At 62.0% G+C, this 19,571-nt stretch carries 17 protein-coding genes; 13 read left to right on the top strand and 4 right to left on the bottom strand.

What is annotated here, in order from left to right; translation table 11 throughout:
* Positions 1–3 precede the first annotated feature (3 nt).
* Together fcl and ACYQ2T_RS01890 are read left to right on the top strand one after the other, a co-directional pair.
* On the top strand, positions 4–942 hold the full coding sequence (fcl, locus tag ACYQ2T_RS01895) for a GDP-L-fucose synthase (RefSeq protein ID WP_459897984.1): 939 nt from the start codon (positions 4–6) through the stop codon (positions 940–942).
* Positions 943–990: 48 nt separating this feature from the next.
* Positions 991–2,619, top strand: a complete 1,629-nt coding sequence (locus ACYQ2T_RS01890; protein ID WP_459897982.1) for a sulfatase-like hydrolase/transferase — start codon at positions 991–993, stop codon at positions 2,617–2,619.
* 474 nt (positions 2,620–3,093) lie between these two features.
* Here the strand turns inward: ACYQ2T_RS01890 and ACYQ2T_RS01885 are convergent, their stop codons facing one another.
* Positions 3,094–3,510 (bottom strand): Ros/MucR family transcriptional regulator, encoded by a 417-nt coding sequence (locus ACYQ2T_RS01885; RefSeq protein ID WP_459900075.1) that lies wholly within the window; start codon positions 3,508–3,510, stop codon positions 3,094–3,096.
* 494 nt (positions 3,511–4,004) lie between these two features.
* Between ACYQ2T_RS01885 and ACYQ2T_RS01880 the strand changes: the two genes are divergently transcribed.
* The 5 genes from ACYQ2T_RS01880 (at position 4,005) to ACYQ2T_RS01860 (ending at position 11,455) form a co-directional block, all read left to right on the top strand.
* Positions 4,005–4,244, top strand: coding sequence for a hypothetical protein (locus ACYQ2T_RS01880; RefSeq protein ID WP_459897981.1), 240 nt, complete (start codon positions 4,005–4,007; stop codon positions 4,242–4,244).
* Between the two features lie 152 nt (positions 4,245–4,396).
* Complete coding sequence (locus ACYQ2T_RS01875; protein WP_459897979.1) at positions 4,397–7,618, top strand: translocation/assembly module TamB domain-containing protein; 3,222 nt, start codon at positions 4,397–4,399, stop codon at positions 7,616–7,618.
* On the top strand, positions 7,615–8,199 hold the full coding sequence (locus ACYQ2T_RS01870) for a DUF1318 domain-containing protein (RefSeq protein ID WP_459897977.1): 585 nt from the start codon (positions 7,615–7,617) through the stop codon (positions 8,197–8,199). The genes ACYQ2T_RS01875 and ACYQ2T_RS01870 overlap by 4 nt, the downstream gene beginning before the upstream one ends.
* A 103-nt stretch (positions 8,200–8,302) precedes the next feature.
* On the top strand, positions 8,303–8,572 hold the full coding sequence (locus tag ACYQ2T_RS01865) for a hypothetical protein (protein WP_459897976.1): 270 nt from the start codon (positions 8,303–8,305) through the stop codon (positions 8,570–8,572).
* A gap of 291 nt (positions 8,573–8,863) precedes the next feature.
* Positions 8,864–11,455 (top strand): M16 family metallopeptidase, encoded by a 2,592-nt coding sequence (locus ACYQ2T_RS01860; protein WP_459897974.1) that lies wholly within the window; start codon positions 8,864–8,866, stop codon positions 11,453–11,455.
* A gap of 94 nt (positions 11,456–11,549) precedes the next feature.
* Here ACYQ2T_RS01860 and ACYQ2T_RS01855 read toward each other — a convergent pair whose 3' ends face one another.
* Both ACYQ2T_RS01855 and ACYQ2T_RS01850 read right to left on the bottom strand, forming a co-directional pair.
* Complete coding sequence (locus ACYQ2T_RS01855) at positions 11,550–12,164, bottom strand: phosphatase PAP2 family protein (protein WP_459897973.1); 615 nt, start codon at positions 12,162–12,164, stop codon at positions 11,550–11,552.
* A 12-nt stretch (positions 12,165–12,176) separates the two neighbouring features.
* Entirely contained in the window at positions 12,177–12,836 is a 660-nt protein-coding gene (locus tag ACYQ2T_RS01850) for a lactate utilization protein (protein WP_459897971.1), read from the bottom strand.
* Between the two features lie 204 nt (positions 12,837–13,040).
* Here ACYQ2T_RS01850 and ACYQ2T_RS01845 point away from each other — a divergent pair, with 204 nt between their 5' ends.
* The 6 genes from ACYQ2T_RS01845 to jag all read left to right on the top strand — a co-directional run bounded on the left by ACYQ2T_RS01845 (position 13,041) and on the right by jag (position 17,596).
* Entirely contained in the window at positions 13,041–13,778 is a 738-nt protein-coding gene (locus ACYQ2T_RS01845; protein WP_459897969.1) for a hypothetical protein, read from the top strand.
* A 214-nt stretch (positions 13,779–13,992) separates the two neighbouring features.
* Entirely contained in the window at positions 13,993–14,127 is a 135-nt protein-coding gene (gene rpmH / locus ACYQ2T_RS01840; RefSeq protein ID WP_404845829.1) for a 50S ribosomal protein L34, read from the top strand.
* The gene (gene rnpA, locus ACYQ2T_RS01835; RefSeq protein WP_459900074.1) at positions 14,115–14,510 is read left to right on the top strand and encodes a ribonuclease P protein component; all 396 of its coding nucleotides are present in this window, start codon (positions 14,115–14,117) and stop codon (positions 14,508–14,510) included. The genes rpmH and rnpA overlap by 13 nt, the downstream gene beginning before the upstream one ends.
* A gap of 4 nt (positions 14,511–14,514) precedes the next feature.
* Entirely contained in the window at positions 14,515–14,790 is a 276-nt protein-coding gene (yidD, locus tag ACYQ2T_RS01830) for a membrane protein insertion efficiency factor YidD (RefSeq protein ID WP_459897967.1), read from the top strand.
* Positions 14,783–16,399 carry a membrane protein insertase YidC gene (yidC, locus tag ACYQ2T_RS01825; RefSeq protein ID WP_459897965.1) on the top strand — a complete coding sequence of 539 codons (1,617 nt, stop codon included), beginning with the start codon at positions 14,783–14,785 and terminating at the stop codon, positions 16,397–16,399. The genes yidD and yidC overlap by 8 nt, the downstream gene beginning before the upstream one ends.
* Positions 16,400–16,492: 93 nt before the next feature.
* Complete coding sequence (gene jag, locus ACYQ2T_RS01820) at positions 16,493–17,596, top strand: RNA-binding cell elongation regulator Jag/EloR (RefSeq protein ID WP_459897963.1); 1,104 nt, start codon at positions 16,493–16,495, stop codon at positions 17,594–17,596.
* 365 nt (positions 17,597–17,961) lie between these two features.
* Here jag and ACYQ2T_RS01815 read toward each other — a convergent pair whose 3' ends face one another.
* Positions 17,962–19,419, bottom strand: coding sequence for an SH3 domain-containing protein (locus ACYQ2T_RS01815; RefSeq protein ID WP_459897962.1), 1,458 nt, complete (start codon positions 19,417–19,419; stop codon positions 17,962–17,964).
* Between the last annotated feature and the right edge of the window lie 152 nt (positions 19,420–19,571).

The following is a 19,571-nucleotide window of genomic DNA, read 5'->3' as shown; positions in this document are numbered from 1 at the left end:
AACATGCATCCTGATTCCCGCATTTACGTCGCCGGACACCGCGGCCTTGTTGGCTCCGCCATCATCCGGAGCCTCCAGCGCGCCGGTTTTTCGAACATCATCACCGCCACGCACAAGGACTGCGACCTCACCGAGCAGCAGGCCGTGCGCGACTTTATGGCAGAGCAAAAGCCGGACTATATCTTCATGGCCGCAGCGCGCGTCGGGGGCATCCTCGCCAACGCCTCGCGCCCTGCGGACTTCATCCGCGACAACCTCGCCATGCAGACCAACATCATTCATGAGGCATGGCGCTCCGGCGTCACAAAGTTCCTGTTCCTCGGCTCCTCGTGCATCTATCCCAAGTTTGCGCCCCAGCCCATGAAGGAAGAACACCTCCTCACCGGCGAACTGGAACCCACCAATGAGTGGTACGCCATCGCCAAAATTGCGGGCATCAAGATGTGCCAGGCCTACCGCCGTCAGCACGGTTTTGACGCCATCAGCCTCATGCCCACCAACCTCTACGGCCCCGGCGACAACTTCGACTTGGAATCCTCCCACGTCGTCCCCGCCCTGCTGCGCAAATTCCACGAGGCCAAACTCGACGGGGCGCCCAGCGTCACCGTCTGGGGCTCCGGCTCCCCGCGCCGAGAATTCCTGCACGTGGACGACATGGCCGACGCCAGCCTGCACCTGATGCAGCACTACACCGGCGAAGACATCGTCAACGTGGGCGTCGGCAAGGATATGACCATCCGTGAACTCGCCGAATGCATCCGCGACACCGTGGGCTACACCGGCGACATCACCTTCGACACCTCCCGTCCCGACGGAACTCCCCAAAAACTGCTGGACACCACCCGCCTCACCGCCCTCGGCTGGACCCCAACCCGCCCCCTGCGCCAAGGCCTCGCCGAAACCTACCAGTGGTACCTGTCTACAGAAGATAGACGGATGTAACCCGCGGGGCCGCCGCCCCCGCTGCTTTACCCCGCACAAGGATACATTATGACGCCTCTCAAACGCTTTGGCCTCGGCTATGCCGCTTTTGCCTCATTCAGCCTGTTCATTGGGCTTTTTCTCTTTTTCAGCACGTTCCGTATATTTTTCCTTGCCGATACTGCGCGCTCGCTCCTTATCGACATGCTCTTTGCCGCGCCGCTTCTCATCCTTGGGCGCTTTGGCATTGTCTACCTGCTTCTCGCCCTCGGTTTCCTCGGCGTTAGCTGCGTACTGAACATTCTGCACATTGCGACCTACACCTCTGTGCTCTCGCCCTTTGCTATCCAAGCAATCATCGAGACCACACCTAAAGAGGCGAGTGAACTGCTGGTGGAGCAATTTTCATTTTTCAAGCTCGCCCTGTGCTTGGCATGCTGGGTCGTCCCCATCTTGTGCCTCAACGCCTACCGCAAGCTTAGGCCTGCCCCGATAACTAAAATGGGGCAGGCGCTTATTGCCTTCTTCCTTATCGCCAGCGGCGTCATCGGCTTTAAAGCCTACGACGAAGGCTTTAAGCTTCTGAGCTCCCACCACGGCTACATGAGCGTGTGGAGCGTGAACCGCTACTTCAACGAGCTCCGCTCCATTAAACTGGCATCCGAAGATTTCGATCCCGCCAGCCTTGGAGAACTCTCCATACAAAACGCCCCCGACACATTGGTCATTATCGTTGGCGAGTCCGCCAACAGAAACCACATGGGGATTTACGGCTACCATAGGCAAACCACTCCCAAGCTGGCCGCGCTGCAAAATGAAATTACCGTCTTCGACGATGTCATTTCACCCGCAACGCACACCATCCCCAGCCTCAAGCAATGCCTGCGTTTTCCTGCCAAGGACCTCGAAGACTCCTACTCCATCATTGATGTGCTCAATGCCGCGGGTTACAAGACCTATTGGTTCTCAAACCAGCCGGTCATCAAATCCATGACCAATGTTTTGGAAACCATGAACAGCCACTGCAAGGTGCGCAAATACGTCAACCTTTCCCGCAACGCAGGGAAGACCTGCACCTACGACGAGGCTATGCTCCCCCTGCTGGACAAAGCGCTTCAGGACAGCGCCCCGAAGAAAGCCATTTTCCTGCACCAAATCGGCTCGCACCTGTCCTACTCCCTGCGCTATCCGCACTCGTTCAACCACTTCACCACTGTTGACGATATCCCGTCCCAGCCGTGGTTTGACGACAAGCACAAAAAGAACATCAACGAGTACGACAACAGCATCTACTACACGGACTGGTTCGTCTCCGAAGTCATCAACACCATGAAAAACGGTGGCCCAAAAAAGAGCGCCGTGCTCTATTTCTCCGACCACGGCCAAGATGTCTACGACAGCCGCGACATCAGAGGGTGCTCCGAAGCCTATCCCTCCCGGCATATGGTCGAAATCCCCTTTGTCACTTGGCTTTCGCCGCAATACGCGGCCAATGCGCCCAGCCTTGCGCAGCGCATCAAAGCCCGCAAGCTCACCCCCTACAGCACCCGCACCCTCTCCATCACCATTGCGCAGCTTGCCGGGATTTCCTTTACCAAAATGCAACACAGCGCAGGACTCTTTGCCCCGGAGTACGCCATACCCAAAGTGCGCATGACCAGCCACAAGGACTACTCCACCCTGCGTGAAGCCTCGTAGCAACCTCGCGGCTTTCTCACAGCAACCAACACCGGCCGGGCATTTTTATGTCCGGCCGGTGTCTTATAGAAGAGAAGGAAAGAGGGCCTTCGGCGACTTAAGGAAATAATTTCCTTAAGAATCCTTATACTTTTCTGGGCGGGGGCCGCCCAGAAAAGAGGGGTGGGGTGTGGCGTCGTGTGTGGGGGGCTCTTCCGTATTCTTTTCGCCTCGTTCAACAGGGATGCTCACCGCCCCCAAAATTCTCCACACAGACGAGAGCCGTCAGGGGTGACGGCTGTGCCATACAAGGGTAACCGGCTTGTGCGCACATGGGATTTTTAAGGGCCCGCGGCCCTTAAACCTGCGGAGCACAAACAGCCCCGCCCATCTCCCCCCCCCCGCTTCCACCTGCCCCCAGCCAGCGCGGCGCAACAAAAAGCCCCGCGGTTGGCGGGGCTTTTGTGGTCGTACAGGGAGGACGCGATGGGGCGGTTATTTCTTTTGCTTCGCCTTCTTGCGGGCTTCCTTTCTTTTTTCCCACAGGCGCATGTCTTTCATCTTTTTGCGGCGTTCACGCTGCAGTGCTTTACAGATGAGGGGGGTGCCCTTTTTGTAGCCCCATTTCTCGCGGTATTCGTCGGGAGTCAGGTCAAACTTGGCGAGGTTCTTCTTGGTGAGAATCTTATAGGGCTTGCCATCTTCAAGATTGATGATGGACTTCTCACGGATGGCTTTCTTGGGATCGACGGGTGGTTCTTGCTTTTCTTCGGCGCGGGGGGCGCCTTCGGCGATGCCTTTAATGCCGTTTGCCAACTTCTGGACCATTGACGTTATCTCTTCTTCCGTCAATGTACGGACACTCGCCTGCGCCTTGACGATCTCAAGTGCTTCTTTCAAGTAATCGTCCATCATAGCATCTCCTTTTTTACTCCCGGCGAGGAATCCTTTCGTTCCATGCACTCCGCCAGAACTGAATGTGGAAACTCCCGCTCACAACATTCGAGTAGACTGTACATAGTATCTTGCACAATTATCACATTGAATCAACCCCCTCTGCCAACAAACTTCACCACATCATCAAAATAGCCACACCACGGAACTGATGTTTCACACCCGTGCATCAGTTTCCATAAGTCCTGCCTCTTTTCTTTTTCTGTCTTCTTCTTTACATCGGTGACGACCACCTGTGTTGGCATTTTCCCGGACACTGCAACTTCATCGCGGCACTGGACATTTCATCCCCGTCGTCTCGCCTGCTGTCACAGTCGCAGGCGCGGTGCGGGGGGGCTTGCGGCTTTCCTCTTCCTGTCCGGCATGTTACGGATTTACAAGGCGGACGATTGGCTTTATACATCCACCACGACTGGACGGCGCACGTCCGGCTTTTGCCAGCAGGAGGACCCATGAAGTACATCCTTTTTGAAGATTTCTCCGGCCAGCCGAGCCCCGTGCTCTTCTCCCACAAGATTCGCCACGAGGAGATGCGGGAGCAGCTGCCCTATTCCACGGTGCTTTCCGCCGGATACGTTGAGATGACGGGTGAAACCATCATCTGTCACGGCGCATCCAAAGCCCTTGGCGCTCAGGCCGAGGAAGGCGATGCCGCCATCATCCAGCAAAATTTGAACCCCGCTGAAGGCTGACCGCACCCCTTCGGGAAAGAGAGAGAAACGCCCTCCGGACCACTCCGGGGGGCGTTTTGTCGTTCCGTAGCTGTGGGCTGCGCGGCGGGAATGGTCCTCGGCACAAGGCGGCTGTTCTGCTATGATTGGCTCATGTCATTGGAGCCACCCGCATGAAGGTCCACACCTCCCCGCAGCCGCCCCCAAAACGGCGGCGGCTTTTCCTGCGCCGCACGGGCCTAGCCTGCGCGGCGGGACTCCTTGTGGTCATTGCGCTGGCCACGGCGCTTGTCTCCTCCCCCCGTCTGCTCATCCCCCTTGCCCAGCGCGCGGCCAATGCGGCGGATATCGCGCTGCATATCGACCACATTGCGCTGTCGTTCACCCCGCCGCGCCTGACGGTACTGCGCGCCAAAGCCTCCGCGCCGGGGATGACCCTCAGCATTCCAAAAGGTGCCGTCACTTTTGCACCGGGCGGCATATTCGGCCCCGGCCCTATCCTCTCCCGCATTGAAATCGAGCGCCCGCTGCTTGTGCTTGCGGCGGGCAAGGCGACGGACTCCGCACCAAAAGACGCGCCCCCCGCCCCTGCTCCGACGCCTTTGCCAATCCTTGCGGAGCACTTGAGCATCCATGATGGGCAATTGCGCATCACCTCACCGCAGGGCAATGCGCTGCTGCGGCATCTGTCCATAACGGCAGCGCGTGACGGCCTAGCCATGCGGTGGATTTCCGACGCGACGCTCTCCTTCGCCCGGGAGAAACACGGGTCGGTGACTGCCACGGCCACACTGCGTTCATCCGGCAGCATCCTGCCGGACGGCGCTGTGGACGGCCTTGTCACCATGCCGAATATCCATTTCACCAGCTCCAAACTCACGGGTGATGCGGCCTTCACGGCGCAGGTTCTGTGGGATGCGGCAACCCTGCATGTCCGCTCCGTTGACCTGACGGCCCGCTCGCTCATCCTGCCAGAGCGCCAACGGTTGATTCCGATAACATCCGTCGATGTGCGGGGGGCCGGCGCTTTGCTCACTGCCGACGACACTCTGCGTGTGCAGTCCCTGTCCATAACGGTAGACAATGTTCTGCACACCGAAGGCTCGGGAACGCTCACCCCAAAGGGCGTCCAGGCACTGGACCTGCGGGGCATCATCCCCGAGGCAAAGCGCCTTGCCCCGTTTTTCGGGGTACTGTTGCCGCAGGGCGCGCGCCCACAGCTTGACGGCGCAGTGCACTTTACCTGCGCGCTGGACCGCCCACCGGGGGACACGGGCACAGCCCCGGTACGCGCCGCCATCTCCACAGATGGCCTCTCAATCACATGGCCGCACGGGCCCACACGCCTTGACTGGTCCGGAACCATGGGCGCGACGTTCATGCTCCCACCGGACTCCCTTGAAGAGATCAAACTCGATGGCGAAATGCGCCTTGGCCTGCGCTACGCAGCGGCGGACGCTGACGCGCCATTCTCCCTCACAGAAGCGCAGGCGGGCATTGCCCTGTCCGGAACGCCGCTCGCGCCTGTGGTATCCATCCATGACCTACGCATTCCCAAGGATGCCCTGCGTGTTGCCGGCAGCCCCTTGCCCTTTGGCCCCATCACGGCGCAGAGTATTGTGGGCCTCGGTAAAGATGCCGTGACTATAGATTCCTTGAGCGCGACCACCGCGCCCCTTGGACGCATCACAGGCTCCGCCGCCATCCCGCTGGATACCCCAGAGCGCTTTTCCCTGCGTCTGCGCGCCCCGGATGCCACGCTTTCCGGCGCGCTGGGGTTCTTCCGCGCCTTTGATATGCTCCCGCAGGTTGTGCCGCCCGCGACGGGCGCGACAGACATTGCGCTCATGCTGGACCATACCGCACACGGCCCGCGCTACCGCCTGAATGCCGACCTGCGCGATATCGCCATGGCTTCGGAGGACGACAGCCTGCTCGTTGATGGCATGCACCTCCAACTTGCGGCAGAAAATGCAGGGCGCGACATCCAGGCCACAGTGGTCTGCGAGAGCGGCGAACTGCTCTACACCACGCTGTACATGAACTTTGCAGACATGCCTTTTGTGTTGGACGCCGCCTGCCAGCGCCCCAGCGCGGACCACCTGCGCGAGCTAACAGCCACCCTAAACGTGGGCAACGCCGCCACCTTTGCCCTGACGCAAGGGCGCGTGGACGCACTGCGCAACAGCCCGCGCCTTACCGGGGCGGTGCGCATCGACATGAGCGCCCTCGCACCGCTCTTTTCCCGCTTCATCAGGGAGCCACTAGCGCCCATCGTCCCCTCCATTGCAGACGCCACACTCACGGGCCGCGCCAGCCTGCGCGCAGACATTGCGGCGTCACGGGCGGGCTTAGCCGCCACCGGCACACTCCGCATCCCCGCCCTCACAGCCACTGCGCCGCAGTTGGAGGTGGCCGCCACAAACCTGTCGCTGATTCTGCCCTTTTCCATCGCCGAAGGCCGCCCCCCGCAGCGCTTCCCCGTGCCAACAGACTGGGGACACCTTACGGTTGCCGCCCTCACCCTGCCAACGGGGACCGCGTCGGACATCGGCCTGCGGGTCCGGCTGGAGCCCAACCACTGCCGCACTCGCGGCGAAGTCCCTCTGCCTCTTTACGGCGGCACCCTTACCCTGCGCGGCATCCTCGTGGACGCGCCGTTTTCCCCCGCCGCGACCTTGCGGTGCTCCGGGCGGGTGGATGGCGTGGACCTTGCGGCACTGGAAACGAGCGTACCGCTTGAAGGAAGCCTTTCCGGCTCCCTTGGGCACATCGTGCTGGATGAGGACGCCCTGACCACCACCGGCACCCTTGGTGTCACATTCTTTGGCGGCACGGGGGACTTGCGCGGCATCGGCATGCGGCATCCGTTTTCCGGCGCGCGGGTGGCGGGCGTGGACGCCATCACCATTTCGGATATTGATCTTGAACCCCTCAGCGACGCGCTGGAGGTTGGGCGCATCACCGGGCGGCTGAACCTCACGGCGCAGGGCGTGCTGGTGGCCTACGGCCAGCCCGTCGGCATGGACCTCACCCTGCGCTCCACGGACGCCCCGGGCGTGTCAAAGCGCGTCAGCCTCAAGGCGGTGAACACCATCTCCGTCATCGGGACGGGGCAGGGGTTGGCCGGGCTTGGGGCGGGGGCCTTTGCGTCCATGTTTAAGGAATTTGGGTACGACAGCATCGGCATCCACTGCCACCTGGACGACGACATCTTTTCCGTGCGGGGCTTGCTCCACGACGGAGGGATAGAGTATTTGATCAAGAAGCCCCTGCTCTTCGGCATCAATGTCATCAACCGCACGCCGCAGAACAGGATTGCCTTTTCGGACATGATGCAGCGCATTCAGCGCGTCACCACAACATCGCCGCAATCCGGCAAGGAGGCTCCATGACCCGCCGCGTCACACGCACCCTGTTTTGGCTCACCGCCCTGACCATGCTTGGCGCATGCGTCACGGTGAATATCTATTTCCCCGCCGCCGAGGTCCGGCAGGCCGCCGACACCCTTGTGGAGGACATCTACACCCCAGATAGCGGCGAACAGGAGCAGCAGCCCGCCACCAACGGCGAGAGCATGCTCCGCACCTTCCTCGCCGCCCTTGGTCCGTCCACGGCCCACGCCCAAAGCGCGGCCACGGTCAGCAACGCCGCCATCCGTGGCATCAAGGCCCAGCTGGAGCAGAACCACGGCCGGCTTGCCCCGCACTACGCCTCGGGCGTCATCGGCATCGCCAACAACGGCGATGTGGTCATCCGCGACAAAAGGGGGCTGTCCATGAAGAGCTTTGCCGACCTCAAACGGCTGGTCCGCGCAGACAATGAACTGCGCCACACCCTCTATGCCGAGGTGGCCAAAGCGCTTGAAACGTCGGAAACCCACAAGGTGCAGGACGTCTTCGCCCGCACATGGCAAAACAAGGCGCCCGGAGGCTGGTGGATTCAGGACCCATCAGGCGCATGGCGTAAAAAGTAAAAGGAGAGACGGCTGCCGCAACCTTTTGCGGCGCCGCGCGCCATATGCTAGCGTGATGCAAGTGCAATGAACTACACAGGCAAGACCACGAGGAGGTCCGCCCATGACGATTGATGCACGCAGTCTGGAAGAGAAAATCCGCACGCTGTACCCGGAAATTGGCAAGCATGGCCTTGGTGTAACCGTGACCAAGGACAAACAGACCGGCGACTGGCTTATCTCCATCGACAACGGCGAACACAGCCTCAGCACGCACATCAGCGAGCAGGACGCCGCTGACTGTCTTGACGGCACAAAATGCGTTCACCTTGGCGTGCAGATTGGCACATTTGTTGAGAACTACTGCCTTGGCGGCGGAGCCTGCCTCACCTAAATACGCCCCTGCGCGGCGCGCCGTTCCGCGCGCCGCGCGGGTTCAGCCCATAACGGCCGCCCGGCCGGGGCGTTCCATACGCGTCATCTGCGTCTTCCCCCTTGTCTTTTTCCCATTCGGAACTACCATCAGCCGGACGGGCGGGCTTTTTTCCGGCCGTCCGTACACGACCCAATGCCGCCCCTGTCATGCCGCCTTGCCCGGCCGCGCGCCGCAAGGCGGTTCATACGAAGGAGAAACATGGAGTGCACTATGCTGCGCAAATTACTATTTTTCATCGGAGTGCTCGGTATGGCCGCTTCGCTTAAGCCCGCGCCGGCCTTGGCCGCGGCAGACCAGAGCCTGACCGTCCTGCCCAATGGCCTCAACGTTCTAGTCCAGCGCGACACGCGTTTTCCCCTTGTCTCCCTGCGCCTCTACGTCCACGCCGGTTCGGCCTACGAAACGCGCGAGCAGGCGGGCATCAGCCACCTGCTGGAGCACATGGTCTTCAAGGGTTCGGACACCCGCGCCGCTGGCGACATCGCCGCAGACGTGGAGAGCGTTGGCGGCTCGCTGAACGCGGCCACCAGCTTTGACTACACCGTCTACAAGGTAGACGTCCCCGCCGAACATCTTGCCCTTGGCGTCGACGTCATCAAAGACATGGCCTTTGGCGCCACCCTCGACCCCGAGGAACTGGAGCGCGAGAAAAAGGTCGTCATCTCCGAACTGGAACGCGGCGAGGACGCCGCCGCCAGCCGTGTGTTCAAGGCCATGCAGCCCATGCTGTGGGGCGGCACGCCCTACCAGTGGCCCATCATCGGCAACCGAGAGACGGTCACAAACATCACCAGACAGGACATCAAGGACTACATCGACACCTACTACCAGCCGCAGTCCATGCTGGCCGTGGTGTGCGGCGATGTGGACATGGACGAGGCCACAGCGCTGGTGCAGAAGCACTTCGGCTCCCTGACCAACACCCGCACCCTGAAGCCCAAGCGGCCCCTGCCGCTGCCCGAAGCCGACGGCCCGCACTTTGCCGTATCCAAGGGCCCTTGGAACAAAACCTATCTGGCCGTGGCCTTCCCCATCCCCAGCCTGCACTCCGACGACATCGCAGGGCTGGACCTTTTGGCCCACATGCTGGGCGGCGACAACACCTCGCTGCTGTACCGCCACCTCAAGTACGACAAGGGCCTTGTGGACCAAATCTCCGCGTACAGCATGACCCTTGATCAGGTCGGCATGCTGTACATCAGCGCCACGCTGGACGGCGACAAGCTCCCCGCCTTCTGGAAGGAGCTGCAATCCACCCTTGCCGGACTCTCGGGCGACTCCTTCACGGACAAGGACTACGAGAGCGCCGTCTTGAACATTCAGGACTCGCTCTATTCCAGCCGGGAAACCATCGGCGGGCTGACCTCCAAGCTGGGCTACTTCCAGTTCTTTGAAGGCAGCACCAAGGCCGAAGACCGCTACGCCTCGCGTTTGGACGCCGTGAATGCCAAGGAACTCCAGCGCCTGATTGATACCTACATCCAGCCCGGCGCCGCGCGCGTGGCCGTGGAGCTTGATAAATCCTCAGACGAGCCGAAAGCCGTCACCGCGGCCATGAAGAGCACCATGCAGGACGTCTGGCCCGCGCAGAAGACGCAATCCGTCGAGCGCACCGCGCAGGATGACGCCAAAACGGAAGTCATCGACCTGCCCGGCGACCATACGCTGGTGCTCCAGCCCGACGACACCCTGCCCTACACGGCCATGACCATGGCCTTCCGTGGCGGCAACGCGCTGATCTTCCCCGGCGAAGAAGGCGTATCCTCGCTTACGGCCAAAGCCCTCACCAAAGGCACCACTCGCCTGAGCGCGCCGGAATTCCGCAAGGCTCTCTCCGGACGCGCGGCGTCCATCTCCGCCAGCGCGGGGAGCGACTTCTTCGTCTTGTCCGCGCGGTATCCCACCCGGTACGAGGACGAGATGCTGCCGCTCTTCCGCGAGACTTTGCAGTCCCCTGCCTTTGCCGAAAAGGAAGTTGACCGCGCCCGCAAGGAGCAGATGGCGCAAGTGAAGCAGCTGCAGGACCAGCCCCTTGGCCTTGCCCTGCAGCACATGTTCCCCTTCCTGTATGCGAACACGCCCTACCGCCTCTCGCAGCTTGGCACCGTGGAAGATGTGGCCGAACTCACGCGGGATGACGTGCTGTCCTACTGGGAGCGCCAGCGCAAACAGCGCTGGACTCTGGCCGTCTGCGGCACGTACGACCGTGACGCCATCATTGCCATGGCAAAGTCCTTCGCCAAGGCCCAGCCCGGCGAACCCTTTGGCTACAACACGCCGGACTGGAACACGGACCGCGAGCTGAAACTGAACCTTGCCGAGCGCAATCAGGCGCACCTGCTCGCCATCTTCCCCGTTCCCGGCGAACTTGGTGAACACCGGGCCGAGCTGGACCTGCTGCGCGACATCCTCGCCGGGCAGAGTGGCCTGCTCTTCAGCGATCTGCGCGACAAGCAGGGGCTGGGCTACACCGTCACCGCCCTGTTGTGGCAGGCCCCGAAAACCGGCTTCCTCGCCTTCTACATCGGCACCAACAAAAACAAGCTGGAAAAGGCCCTGCAAGGCTTCCACAACACCGTGGCCCAGCTCAAGGAAGCGCCCCTGCCCAAGGCCACCATCAGCCGCGCCCAGAACCTGATGCGCGGCTCCTACTACCGCCAGAACCAGAGTCTGTCCGCCCGCGCCCGTGAGGCAGCGCATAACGTCATGCTCGATGAGCCGCTGCACTACGAGCAGGACATCATTGAAAAAGCCCAGCACCTGACGGGCGAGGACATCCAAAACGTCGCCAAGGCCTACCTCAACTGGGACAAGGCCTACATCCTCACCGTGGAGCCTTAACCCGCCCCGCGCATGCATAAACGAAAGCCCCCGGCAGAACATTCTGCCGGGGGCTTTTTTGATGATATGGGGCGCCGTTTGGGGCGTGGCCGGATTACGCGTCCGGCGGGGTCTCGTCCTGCGCCGGGGGCGCGCCCTGACCAAGGGCTATGAGTACGGCGCAAGTCGCAAGGGCCGCGCCAATGCCGAAGAGCCACCCCATGCCGACGTCGAGGGGGTAATGCTTGGCGAGGTACACGCGCGAGAAGCCCACCACAAGGGGCAGCAGCCAAATGCTGCGCCGCACGCGCGGCCAGAAGAACGCCAGCAGGCACGCCACGGCCATGGAGCTTGCCGCATGGGCCGAGGGATAGGAATTGCCGCGCTCCTTGGTCTGCACATAGTCGGCGGGGCGCTGTTGCCATGCGCCATCCTCGTGGTAATGCACCCCGGCAAGGGCGTTGAGCGGACGCACCCGGCCCACGCTGTGCTTCACGATATTGGTCCCGCCGTCAGTCAGCCCCAGCGTCGCCAGCAAGGCGATGAGCACAACGGCCCGCCGCTGCCACGACACATGGCGCAGGCCAAGGACCAAACCGCCGCCCACCACCGCCCATAACAGAAGCGGCGACGAAACAAGCGGCATCAGCACATCAAGGACGGTGCCCCGCAGGCCAAAATGCAGTGCATTAAACAGGGCCAAATCCCAAGCCGGAGTTGCAAAGGGCATCGCTCCTCCCGCCTACAGGCCGAGGTCCTCGCCGATAAGCACAACATGGATACGGTGCTTTGGCGCGGACTTTTCGGTGATGAGCCACGAATTGCAAATACGGCCCGGCGCGCTACAGTCGGCGCAGGAGCCGGTCTTGGTACAGGGGGTTTTGCGGTCCAGCCGGATGGAGTTGGCCGGCGCGGCAAATTCCTTGATGCGGGACATGGCGGTGTCCACATCGGGGCACAGCTTATTGCGGCCCACAACCACAATGACATTTTCCGGACCAAAGGCCATGGCCGCCACGCGGTTGCCCAGTCCGTCCAGATTCACCAAACAGCCGTCTTCCACAACGGCGTTGGTGCCGGTGAGAAAAATATCGGAGAGCAGGGCCTTGCGCCGCAGTGCGATGGACTGCGCCGGGTCGCCGCCGTAGGAGTCGATAAGCTCAAGGCGTTCATCATCCTTCACCGCGTCATAAATGCCGCTGGCCGTAATGGTCATGGAACCACCAAGGCCAACGACCTTGGCGCCCTTTTCCTCGATAAGGCCGGGGATAATCTGGTCCATCACAAGCTGGCGGGCCGCGTCCTTGTCCTTGACCACATGGGCGGCGAATCCGTTCTTCTCAAGGGCTTTTCTGGTCTGTTCCAGACGCAGTTCATAATACTGATCGACGGCTTCGGACATTTCCGACTCTCCTTGGTGTTTTCGGTATGAATGCAACCTGCCAGCTTTACGGACGAATCGCTCTTAACGCCCGCCACGGCAGGATATCCCTAATGTTTTTCCGCCACGGACGCCTCAAGACGCAAGGGCAGAATGCCGATAAGACAAGGTAAGCATCACGCATACCATGGCCACGGCACGAAGCACAGCAGTCCGGGAGGACGCATGCCTTCGGATGAACAGACAATTTTCCCAGCCCCACCATCATGCACCATCGGCGCAGCATTCGCCGCCGTGGTCAATTCCTCGGCGCGCCTTGCCAGCGGGATGAGCATTTTTACAGACAGCGCGGCGCAGGTGACGGCTCCATGCCATCTTACCGCGTGCGATATTGCCCTCATCTCCCTACGGCTGCGCGGGCATACTGACGCCCTGCGGTGCCTTGCGGCTGACCAGCCAACGTGCGGCGCAGCGGACGCCCTGCTTGAACGGCTGTGCGGCGCGGCAACGTGCGCCCGCGCCGGACTGGATGAAGGCGACGCAGGGCTCACCTCGCTTGAACCTGAGGTAGTAACGCCATGCGGCGGCGTCAAGGAATCCTGTGTTATTTGGTCGGAATTGCCCCACCGCCCGCAACACACCGAAACACAAGAACTCCGGGCCAAACCGCACACCCCTGCGCCGCCAGCGACCGGCACCCCGCACAGTGCCTCCCAAGGCCCGGCAGGCCGCACCTGCTCCGGATGCGCGCGCCACCACCATCAGGCGGCACATCTTTTTACTGACCGCCTCACAAAAGAGTATCCCGGCACGAAACATGGCGCGGACTCAACACCTTTTCCCGGATGCGCCGGCGGGCCGTGCATCACCCCCAATATCGCAGTCACCGATGCAGTCACCGCGCCGCTGTCAAACAGCGCGCTCCCCTCCATGGCTCTTTTCCTGCTCTTAAGCCGTACATGACCCACACCTGTTGCATCCCCTTGACATCACCTTCGCGTTGAGGCACATAGCGCCTCTTACATCCTGCGTCATGCAGCGATGCGCTTACCGCTCCAGACCGCATCCCCAGCGCTGGAGCGAGACGGTCCGAGGGCGCGCGGTTGCCGTGCGTCCTTGACTTTTGATGACCTTGGGGGTACTTACTATCGTTTAGCTTTGCCAAGGAGAATTCACCATGAAGAGAACATATCAGCCGAGCAACACCCGCAGGAAAAGAACCCACGGATTTCTCGTCCGTTCCCGCACCAAGAACGGCCGTGCCGTGCTGCGCCGCAGACGTGCCAAGGGACGCAAAAGATTAGCAGTCTAAGTTTCCCGCGTACGCACCGCCTGACCAGGCGCCCGGAATTCCTGGCTTGCTACGAGCGAGGCCGGCGATACCATTCCCGGCACTTTTTACTTTTCGCGCTACCCACCGGCTCTGCCGATGGGGTATGGCGCGCCGGCTTCGCCGTAAGCAAGAAAGTGGGCTCTGCCGTCAGGCGTAATCGCATCAAGCGCTTGCTGCGCGAGTTCTTTCGTCTGCATCAGGACCGGATCCTGACCGCACACGATTATGTCGTCGTCCCCAAACGGCACGTGGACGCCAACACGCTGTCCATGTCTACTGTTCAGGACGAACTGCTCGCGCTGCTGGTCAAAGCCCAGAAAGCTTCAGGTTCCGTGGCGGGGAGGAAGCCCCGTAAACGATAAGAGCATGCGCAACCTCCTTATTTTGCTCATCCGCGCGTATCAGCGCCTTATTTCCCCGCTTTTCCCCCCGACTTGCAGGTTCGTGCCCACATGCTCTTCGTACGCCATTGAAGCCTTGCGCCGACATGGCATTTTCAAAGGTTCTCTCCTTGCCCTTTGGCGCATCTTGCGCTGTCATCCCTTCTGCAAGGGCGGTTACGACCCCGTCCCGCCCAAGAAAAAGCAGTCTGGACCCTTTTCACTCAAACGACACCGATTAGCAGGTACTTCTCATGGATAACAAGCGAGTCATCCTTGCCGTGGGCCTGTCCATGCTCGTGCTCTTGGGTTGGAGCTATTTCTTTGCTCCCCAACAGCCGCAGCAGCAGCCCAGCCAGACAAACCAGACCCAAACGGCCCAGCAGCAGACACAGTCTCAGGCCGCCAACACCACCATGGAGCAGGCTTCCGCACCCGCAGCACCTGCATTCAAGGCAGGGGCCGGACGTGACATTGTTGTGGAGACTCCGCTCTACAAAGCCGTCTTCAACTCCGCCGGCGGCATCCTCACCTCTTTTGAGCTGAAGGAGTACCACGAAACCATCCAGCGCGATTCCGCCCGCGTGAACCTGATCCCCCAGCAGAGCATGAACCGTGGTCCCCTCGGCCTCATCTGGAATGGACAGGGAACGTGGCGCAGCGATACCTGGAACGTACCCACCACAAAGGACGTCATCGTGACCAATGAAGGCGGCGAGGACAGCCTCACCTTCCTTGGCGCCATGGGCGACCTGCTCATCAAGCGCACGCTCACCTTCCACCCCGAGACGTACCGCATCGACGAGTCCGTTGAGCTCCTCAATATGGGCGGACTTCCGATTTCCGGCCGCCTTGGCGTGTCCATCGCTTCCGGCGACCTGACCACCAAGGAAAGCCGCTATAACCCCATGCGCGTGTCCTACCTCACCGCAGACGGCGTGGACGACGAAAACGACCGCGACGACCTCGGCAAGGGCATGCAGCTGAATAACGGCGTGCAGTGGGGCGCTATTCAGAACAACTATTTCGCTCTGGCCATCGCGCCTGAAGCGGGCGACGTGGCGCTGCGTACCAACTATCAGGACGGCCTCTTCCGCCTGCAGATGGACAAAGAAGCCATCAACATCGCCCCCGATACAATGCAGAAGGTCGCCACCAGCTACTACTTTGGCCCGGTGATGGACCAATATCTTGAAACGGCCCCCAATAATCTGGACCAGCTTGTCACCTACGGCTTCTTTGACGTCCTGTCCAAGCCGCTGCTCAAGCTGCTGCACCTGTTCCACGGCTTCGTGGGCAACTGGGGCCTCGCCATCATCCTGCTGACCATCATCATCAAAATTGTGTTCTGGCCGCTGTCGCACAAGAGCTACAAGTCCATGAACCAGATGAAGAAGATTCAGCCCCTGATGGCCAAAGTCCGCGAGCAGTACAAGGACGACCGCCAGAAGATGAACGAGGAGATGATGCGCCTGTACAAGACGTACAAGGTGAATCCTGCGGGCGGCTGTCTGCCCATGCTCCTCCAGATTCCTGTCTTCCTCGGTCTGTACCAGGCGCTGCTGGGTGCCATTGAGCTCCGCCACGCGCCGTTTATTGCCCATGTTCCCTTCACGGACCTGATCTGGCTGGCCGACCTTTCGGCCAAGGATCCGTTCTACGTGACTCCCGTGATCATGGGCGCGACCATGTTCCTCCAGCAGAAGATGACGCCTTCTCCGGGTGATCCCACCCAGGCGAAGATGATGCTCTTCATGCCGGTGATCTTCACGTTCCTGTTCCTGAACTTCCCCGCTGGACTGGTCGTCTACTGGCTCGTGAACAACGTTCTCTCCATTGCCCAGCAGTGGATGATGTTGCGCAAAGCCTAATTCAGCCTGCATTCCGCGCCGGAAGGGAGCACCAACGCCACCTTCCGGCGCGGCTTACGCTGATGCGACCGGTCGCCCATACCAGGAGACCACATGACGGATTTTAAGGAGTTTGAGGGTAATACTGTAGACGAGGCCATTGCCATGGCCTGCCGCCATTTCGGCGTAGAACGCGAAAAACTCGAGGTCGAAATCCTCCACGGCGGAACCCGTGGCATCTTTGGGCTTGGCAAAAAACAGGCCCGCATTTCGGCCCGCCGCCGCTCCTTCACCCCCGAGCGCGGCATCCTTGAAGACGACTTCTTCAAAAAGGAACTGCGCCGCCCCAGCCACAAGCAGGGCGAGCCGTCCCCTTCTTCCGATTCCTCTGCCTCCGCCGCGCCTGCTGACAACGCCAGCGCAGCCCCAAGCGCGCCGAGGGCCAAGGATGCCTCCCCCAAGAGCGCTCCTCAGCCCGCGCCTAAGGCCCAGCCCAAGGCCCAGCCCAAAGCTCAAACGGACCAGCCCCCAAAACAGCACAGTGCCCCGGCCACGTCCGCGCCCCAAAAACGTGCGCCAGAGCAGCCCGCACAGGACGCCACACCACAGCCCGAGAAATCAGCCCCGCGTCCCGAGCGCCGTCCGGAAGCACCTCGCAGCAAGCCCGCGCAGCAGCCCCGCACGCCCCAGCGTGGCGGCGGCCCGGCGCGCCAGCCCGCACGCGCCGAACAGTCCTCCCGTCCCGCGCCGCCGCAGGACGAGCTGGACGCCGTGGTCCGCGAAGTCATGGCCGAGCTTCTGAAGCCCATTGCGGGCGACCAGCCGACCCTGACCCTGTCCCATGAGCCCGGCCGCGTGAAGGTCCGCATTGATGACGACGCCAACTCCGGACTGATCATCGGCCGCGAAGGCCAAACCATTTCCGCCCTGCAGTACCTTGCCAACCGCATCGTATCGCGCCGGTTCGAGTCCGCCATCCGCATCCACCTTGATGCAGGGGACTACCGCGACAAGCAGGACGACAACCTCCGCCGTATGGCCCTGCATCTGGCGGACAAGGCCAAGGCGCAAGGACGCACGCAGAGCACCAAACCGCTCTCGTCCTATCACCGCCGCCTCGTCCATCTTGCCCTGCAGGACGACGACACCATTCAGACCCGCTCCAAGGGAGACGGCCCGCTCAAGCGCGTGCTCATCTTCCCCCGGCGCGACCGCTAGCCCAGCGCCAGCACCCGCCCCATGGGGCGGAGAAGTAGCGACACAAAAAGCCCGGCATCCTCACTGAGGATGCCGGGCTTTCGTATGCGGCCCCGCGTCACGTCGATACATGGTTCAAATTTGTGGTGGCGTATGCGGCGTTGTTCTGGGCGAGAAGACTCTCATAGACGGGATTGATTCCGGGCTTCGCGTGATGGGGCATTCTGCGGTGCTATGGGCCTGTACGCCCCACGCCCGCCCGCGTGCGCACGCTTCTGCCGTAGAGGCAGAGTACTGAGGGCCAGCCTCACACCAGCCCCACATCCATCGGAGTCCCCCCGAACTGGCGCACCACCTGCCTTACTGTGCAGAACGCGGCAAGGCCCTTACTCCGTGCTGGCCCTGTCGCCGCAGGCAGATGCACCCGAGGCCACATCCTCACGCGGCTCCGGCACGACCGGCGGCAGCAGGCTCATGCCCCCCATGCGCTCCAGAAGCAGCCCCTGCGGCGTCACCAGCCCCGGCACCTCGGCTCCGGGAGTCAGGGTGGTGATCACACAGCGCCCCACCACGTGGCGGCCCTCAGCGCCGGAAGCGTCGCGGGTACGAAGGCCCCACATATTGTGGAGCATCACGGCCTCGCCATTTTCCGCCGTGCCGATGTAGAGCATGATATGTCCGGGCTGCCAAAGCAGGGTCATCCATGGGCGCGCGGTTTCGGCAATGCGCTGGCGCTTGCCGGCCCGGTCCAGCCCCTCAAAGGAGACAAAGCGCCCGGCCTCGGCCTGCCGCGACGAGTTGCGCGGCAAGCGGATGCCAAAAGGCGCAAAAAGATCCATCAGCGTGGCCGAGCAGTCGCGGTTGGCGTACACGCCGCCCCAGCCGTAGGCGTCGCCCAGCATCTGGTCGGCAATGCGGGCCACGGCCTGCGGCGTGGCCGTGAGCGGAAACGGCGCAATGGCGTCCGCATCCACCACACCCCATGTCAGCACGCCCTGCCCCACCGCGCCGGAACGGATAATGCCCAAAATAGCGCGGCCTTCGGCGTCGTGCACCACGGGGAGAATCATCCCGATGCGCCCCATCATGGACGCCAAGCCCCCCGTGCCGCGGATGGGCACCTCGTCGCGCACGATGGCCATATGCGGGCCATTTTCAATGCCCTCGCACGTCGCCCCGTCCACAGGCACCACCGAGGACGCCGGCACCCAGCCGTAGGCAAAGGGCGCTTCCACAAACACCCATGCGCCGTTGCGCGCAATATGGCTGACGTACACAGGGGTCTGCGCCCACACCGCGCTGTTCTGCAAGGTGTCAAAGGGCCAGCCCTGTCCGGCCAGCGCGGGGTTATGATACGCGGGCCGGGCCGTGGGCAACACACGCATGGACGCCGCGCGGACCATGATGCCCGCGTATCCGGCGTTGGGATATTCCTCCACGGCGCTCCGGTGGCGCATGGCGCTCAGCCAGCGCGCCCCGCGCACGCGTGTGTCCTCGCCGTACAGGGCGCCGGGGTCGGCGCTGTGCAGATAGGCAAACACCTTCTCTGCCGCCGTCTCCGGGGCGCTCCGGTGCCACGGCGCAAACCAGCGCTCCAAAAAATACGTGGCCTGTTTCTTGGCCACATCCTGCGGCATGAGCGGCGTCCCCGCTTGCGCCGCGTCCACGTAGGCGCTGGCGCGCTGCACAAGGGCCGCCTCATCGCGGATGGCGGGACCGCCCGACGCTGCCGGGGGCGAAACCACAGACGCGCACCCGCCGCACAGCATGGCGGCAAGCACGACCAACGCGGCGCACTGCTGACGCCAGTGCCCACGCGGGATGATGTTTTGAAATACCTGCATAGAGAGATGGTTACGCGGCGTCCCGGTAAAAGGCAACCGCCACGCCAAAGGCCGCGCACAATCTGGCAGGACAGAGGGAACGCGCACAGCGCAAGGGCAGAAAACCCAGTCCGCTGGGTGCAAGGGAGAGGACAGGGAAACACCACGAGGCC

The sequence above is a fragment of the Desulfobaculum senezii genome (genome assembly GCF_054657395.1).
Note: the sequence above shows the minus strand (reverse complement) of the source record. Positions and strands in the feature narration are given on the sequence as shown.

Excerpts from the sequence above, each read along its gene's own strand:
- yidD (WP_459897967.1), top strand. The coding sequence starts at position 14,515 with ATGCGCAACCTCCTTATTTTGCTCATCCGCGCGTATCAGCGCCTTATT.
- ACYQ2T_RS01865 (WP_459897976.1), top strand. The coding sequence starts at position 8,303 with ATGACGATTGATGCACGCAGTCTGGAAGAGAAAATCCGCACGCTGTAC.
- ACYQ2T_RS01855 (WP_459897973.1), bottom strand. The coding sequence starts at position 12,164 with ATGCCCTTTGCAACTCCGGCTTGGGATTTGGCCCTGTTTAATGCACTG.
- ACYQ2T_RS01860 (WP_459897974.1), top strand. The coding sequence starts at position 8,864 with ATGGCCGCTTCGCTTAAGCCCGCGCCGGCCTTGGCCGCGGCAGACCAG.
- ACYQ2T_RS01850 (WP_459897971.1), bottom strand. The coding sequence starts at position 12,836 with ATGTCCGAAGCCGTCGATCAGTATTATGAACTGCGTCTGGAACAGACC.
- ACYQ2T_RS01845 (WP_459897969.1), top strand. The coding sequence starts at position 13,041 with ATGCCTTCGGATGAACAGACAATTTTCCCAGCCCCACCATCATGCACC.
- ACYQ2T_RS01815 (WP_459897962.1), bottom strand. The coding sequence starts at position 19,419 with ATGCAGGTATTTCAAAACATCATCCCGCGTGGGCACTGGCGTCAGCAG.
- jag (WP_459897963.1), top strand. The coding sequence starts at position 16,493 with ATGACGGATTTTAAGGAGTTTGAGGGTAATACTGTAGACGAGGCCATT.
- rpmH (WP_404845829.1), top strand. The coding sequence starts at position 13,993 with ATGAAGAGAACATATCAGCCGAGCAACACCCGCAGGAAAAGAACCCAC.
- ACYQ2T_RS01885 (WP_459900075.1), bottom strand. The coding sequence starts at position 3,510 with ATGGACGATTACTTGAAAGAAGCACTTGAGATCGTCAAGGCGCAGGCG.
- ACYQ2T_RS01880 (WP_459897981.1), top strand. The coding sequence starts at position 4,005 with ATGAAGTACATCCTTTTTGAAGATTTCTCCGGCCAGCCGAGCCCCGTG.
- ACYQ2T_RS01875 (WP_459897979.1), top strand. The coding sequence starts at position 4,397 with ATGAAGGTCCACACCTCCCCGCAGCCGCCCCCAAAACGGCGGCGGCTT.
- yidC (WP_459897965.1), top strand. The coding sequence starts at position 14,783 with ATGGATAACAAGCGAGTCATCCTTGCCGTGGGCCTGTCCATGCTCGTG.
- ACYQ2T_RS01890 (WP_459897982.1), top strand. The coding sequence starts at position 991 with ATGACGCCTCTCAAACGCTTTGGCCTCGGCTATGCCGCTTTTGCCTCA.
- fcl (WP_459897984.1), top strand. The coding sequence starts at position 4 with ATGCATCCTGATTCCCGCATTTACGTCGCCGGACACCGCGGCCTTGTT.
- ACYQ2T_RS01870 (WP_459897977.1), top strand. The coding sequence starts at position 7,615 with ATGACCCGCCGCGTCACACGCACCCTGTTTTGGCTCACCGCCCTGACC.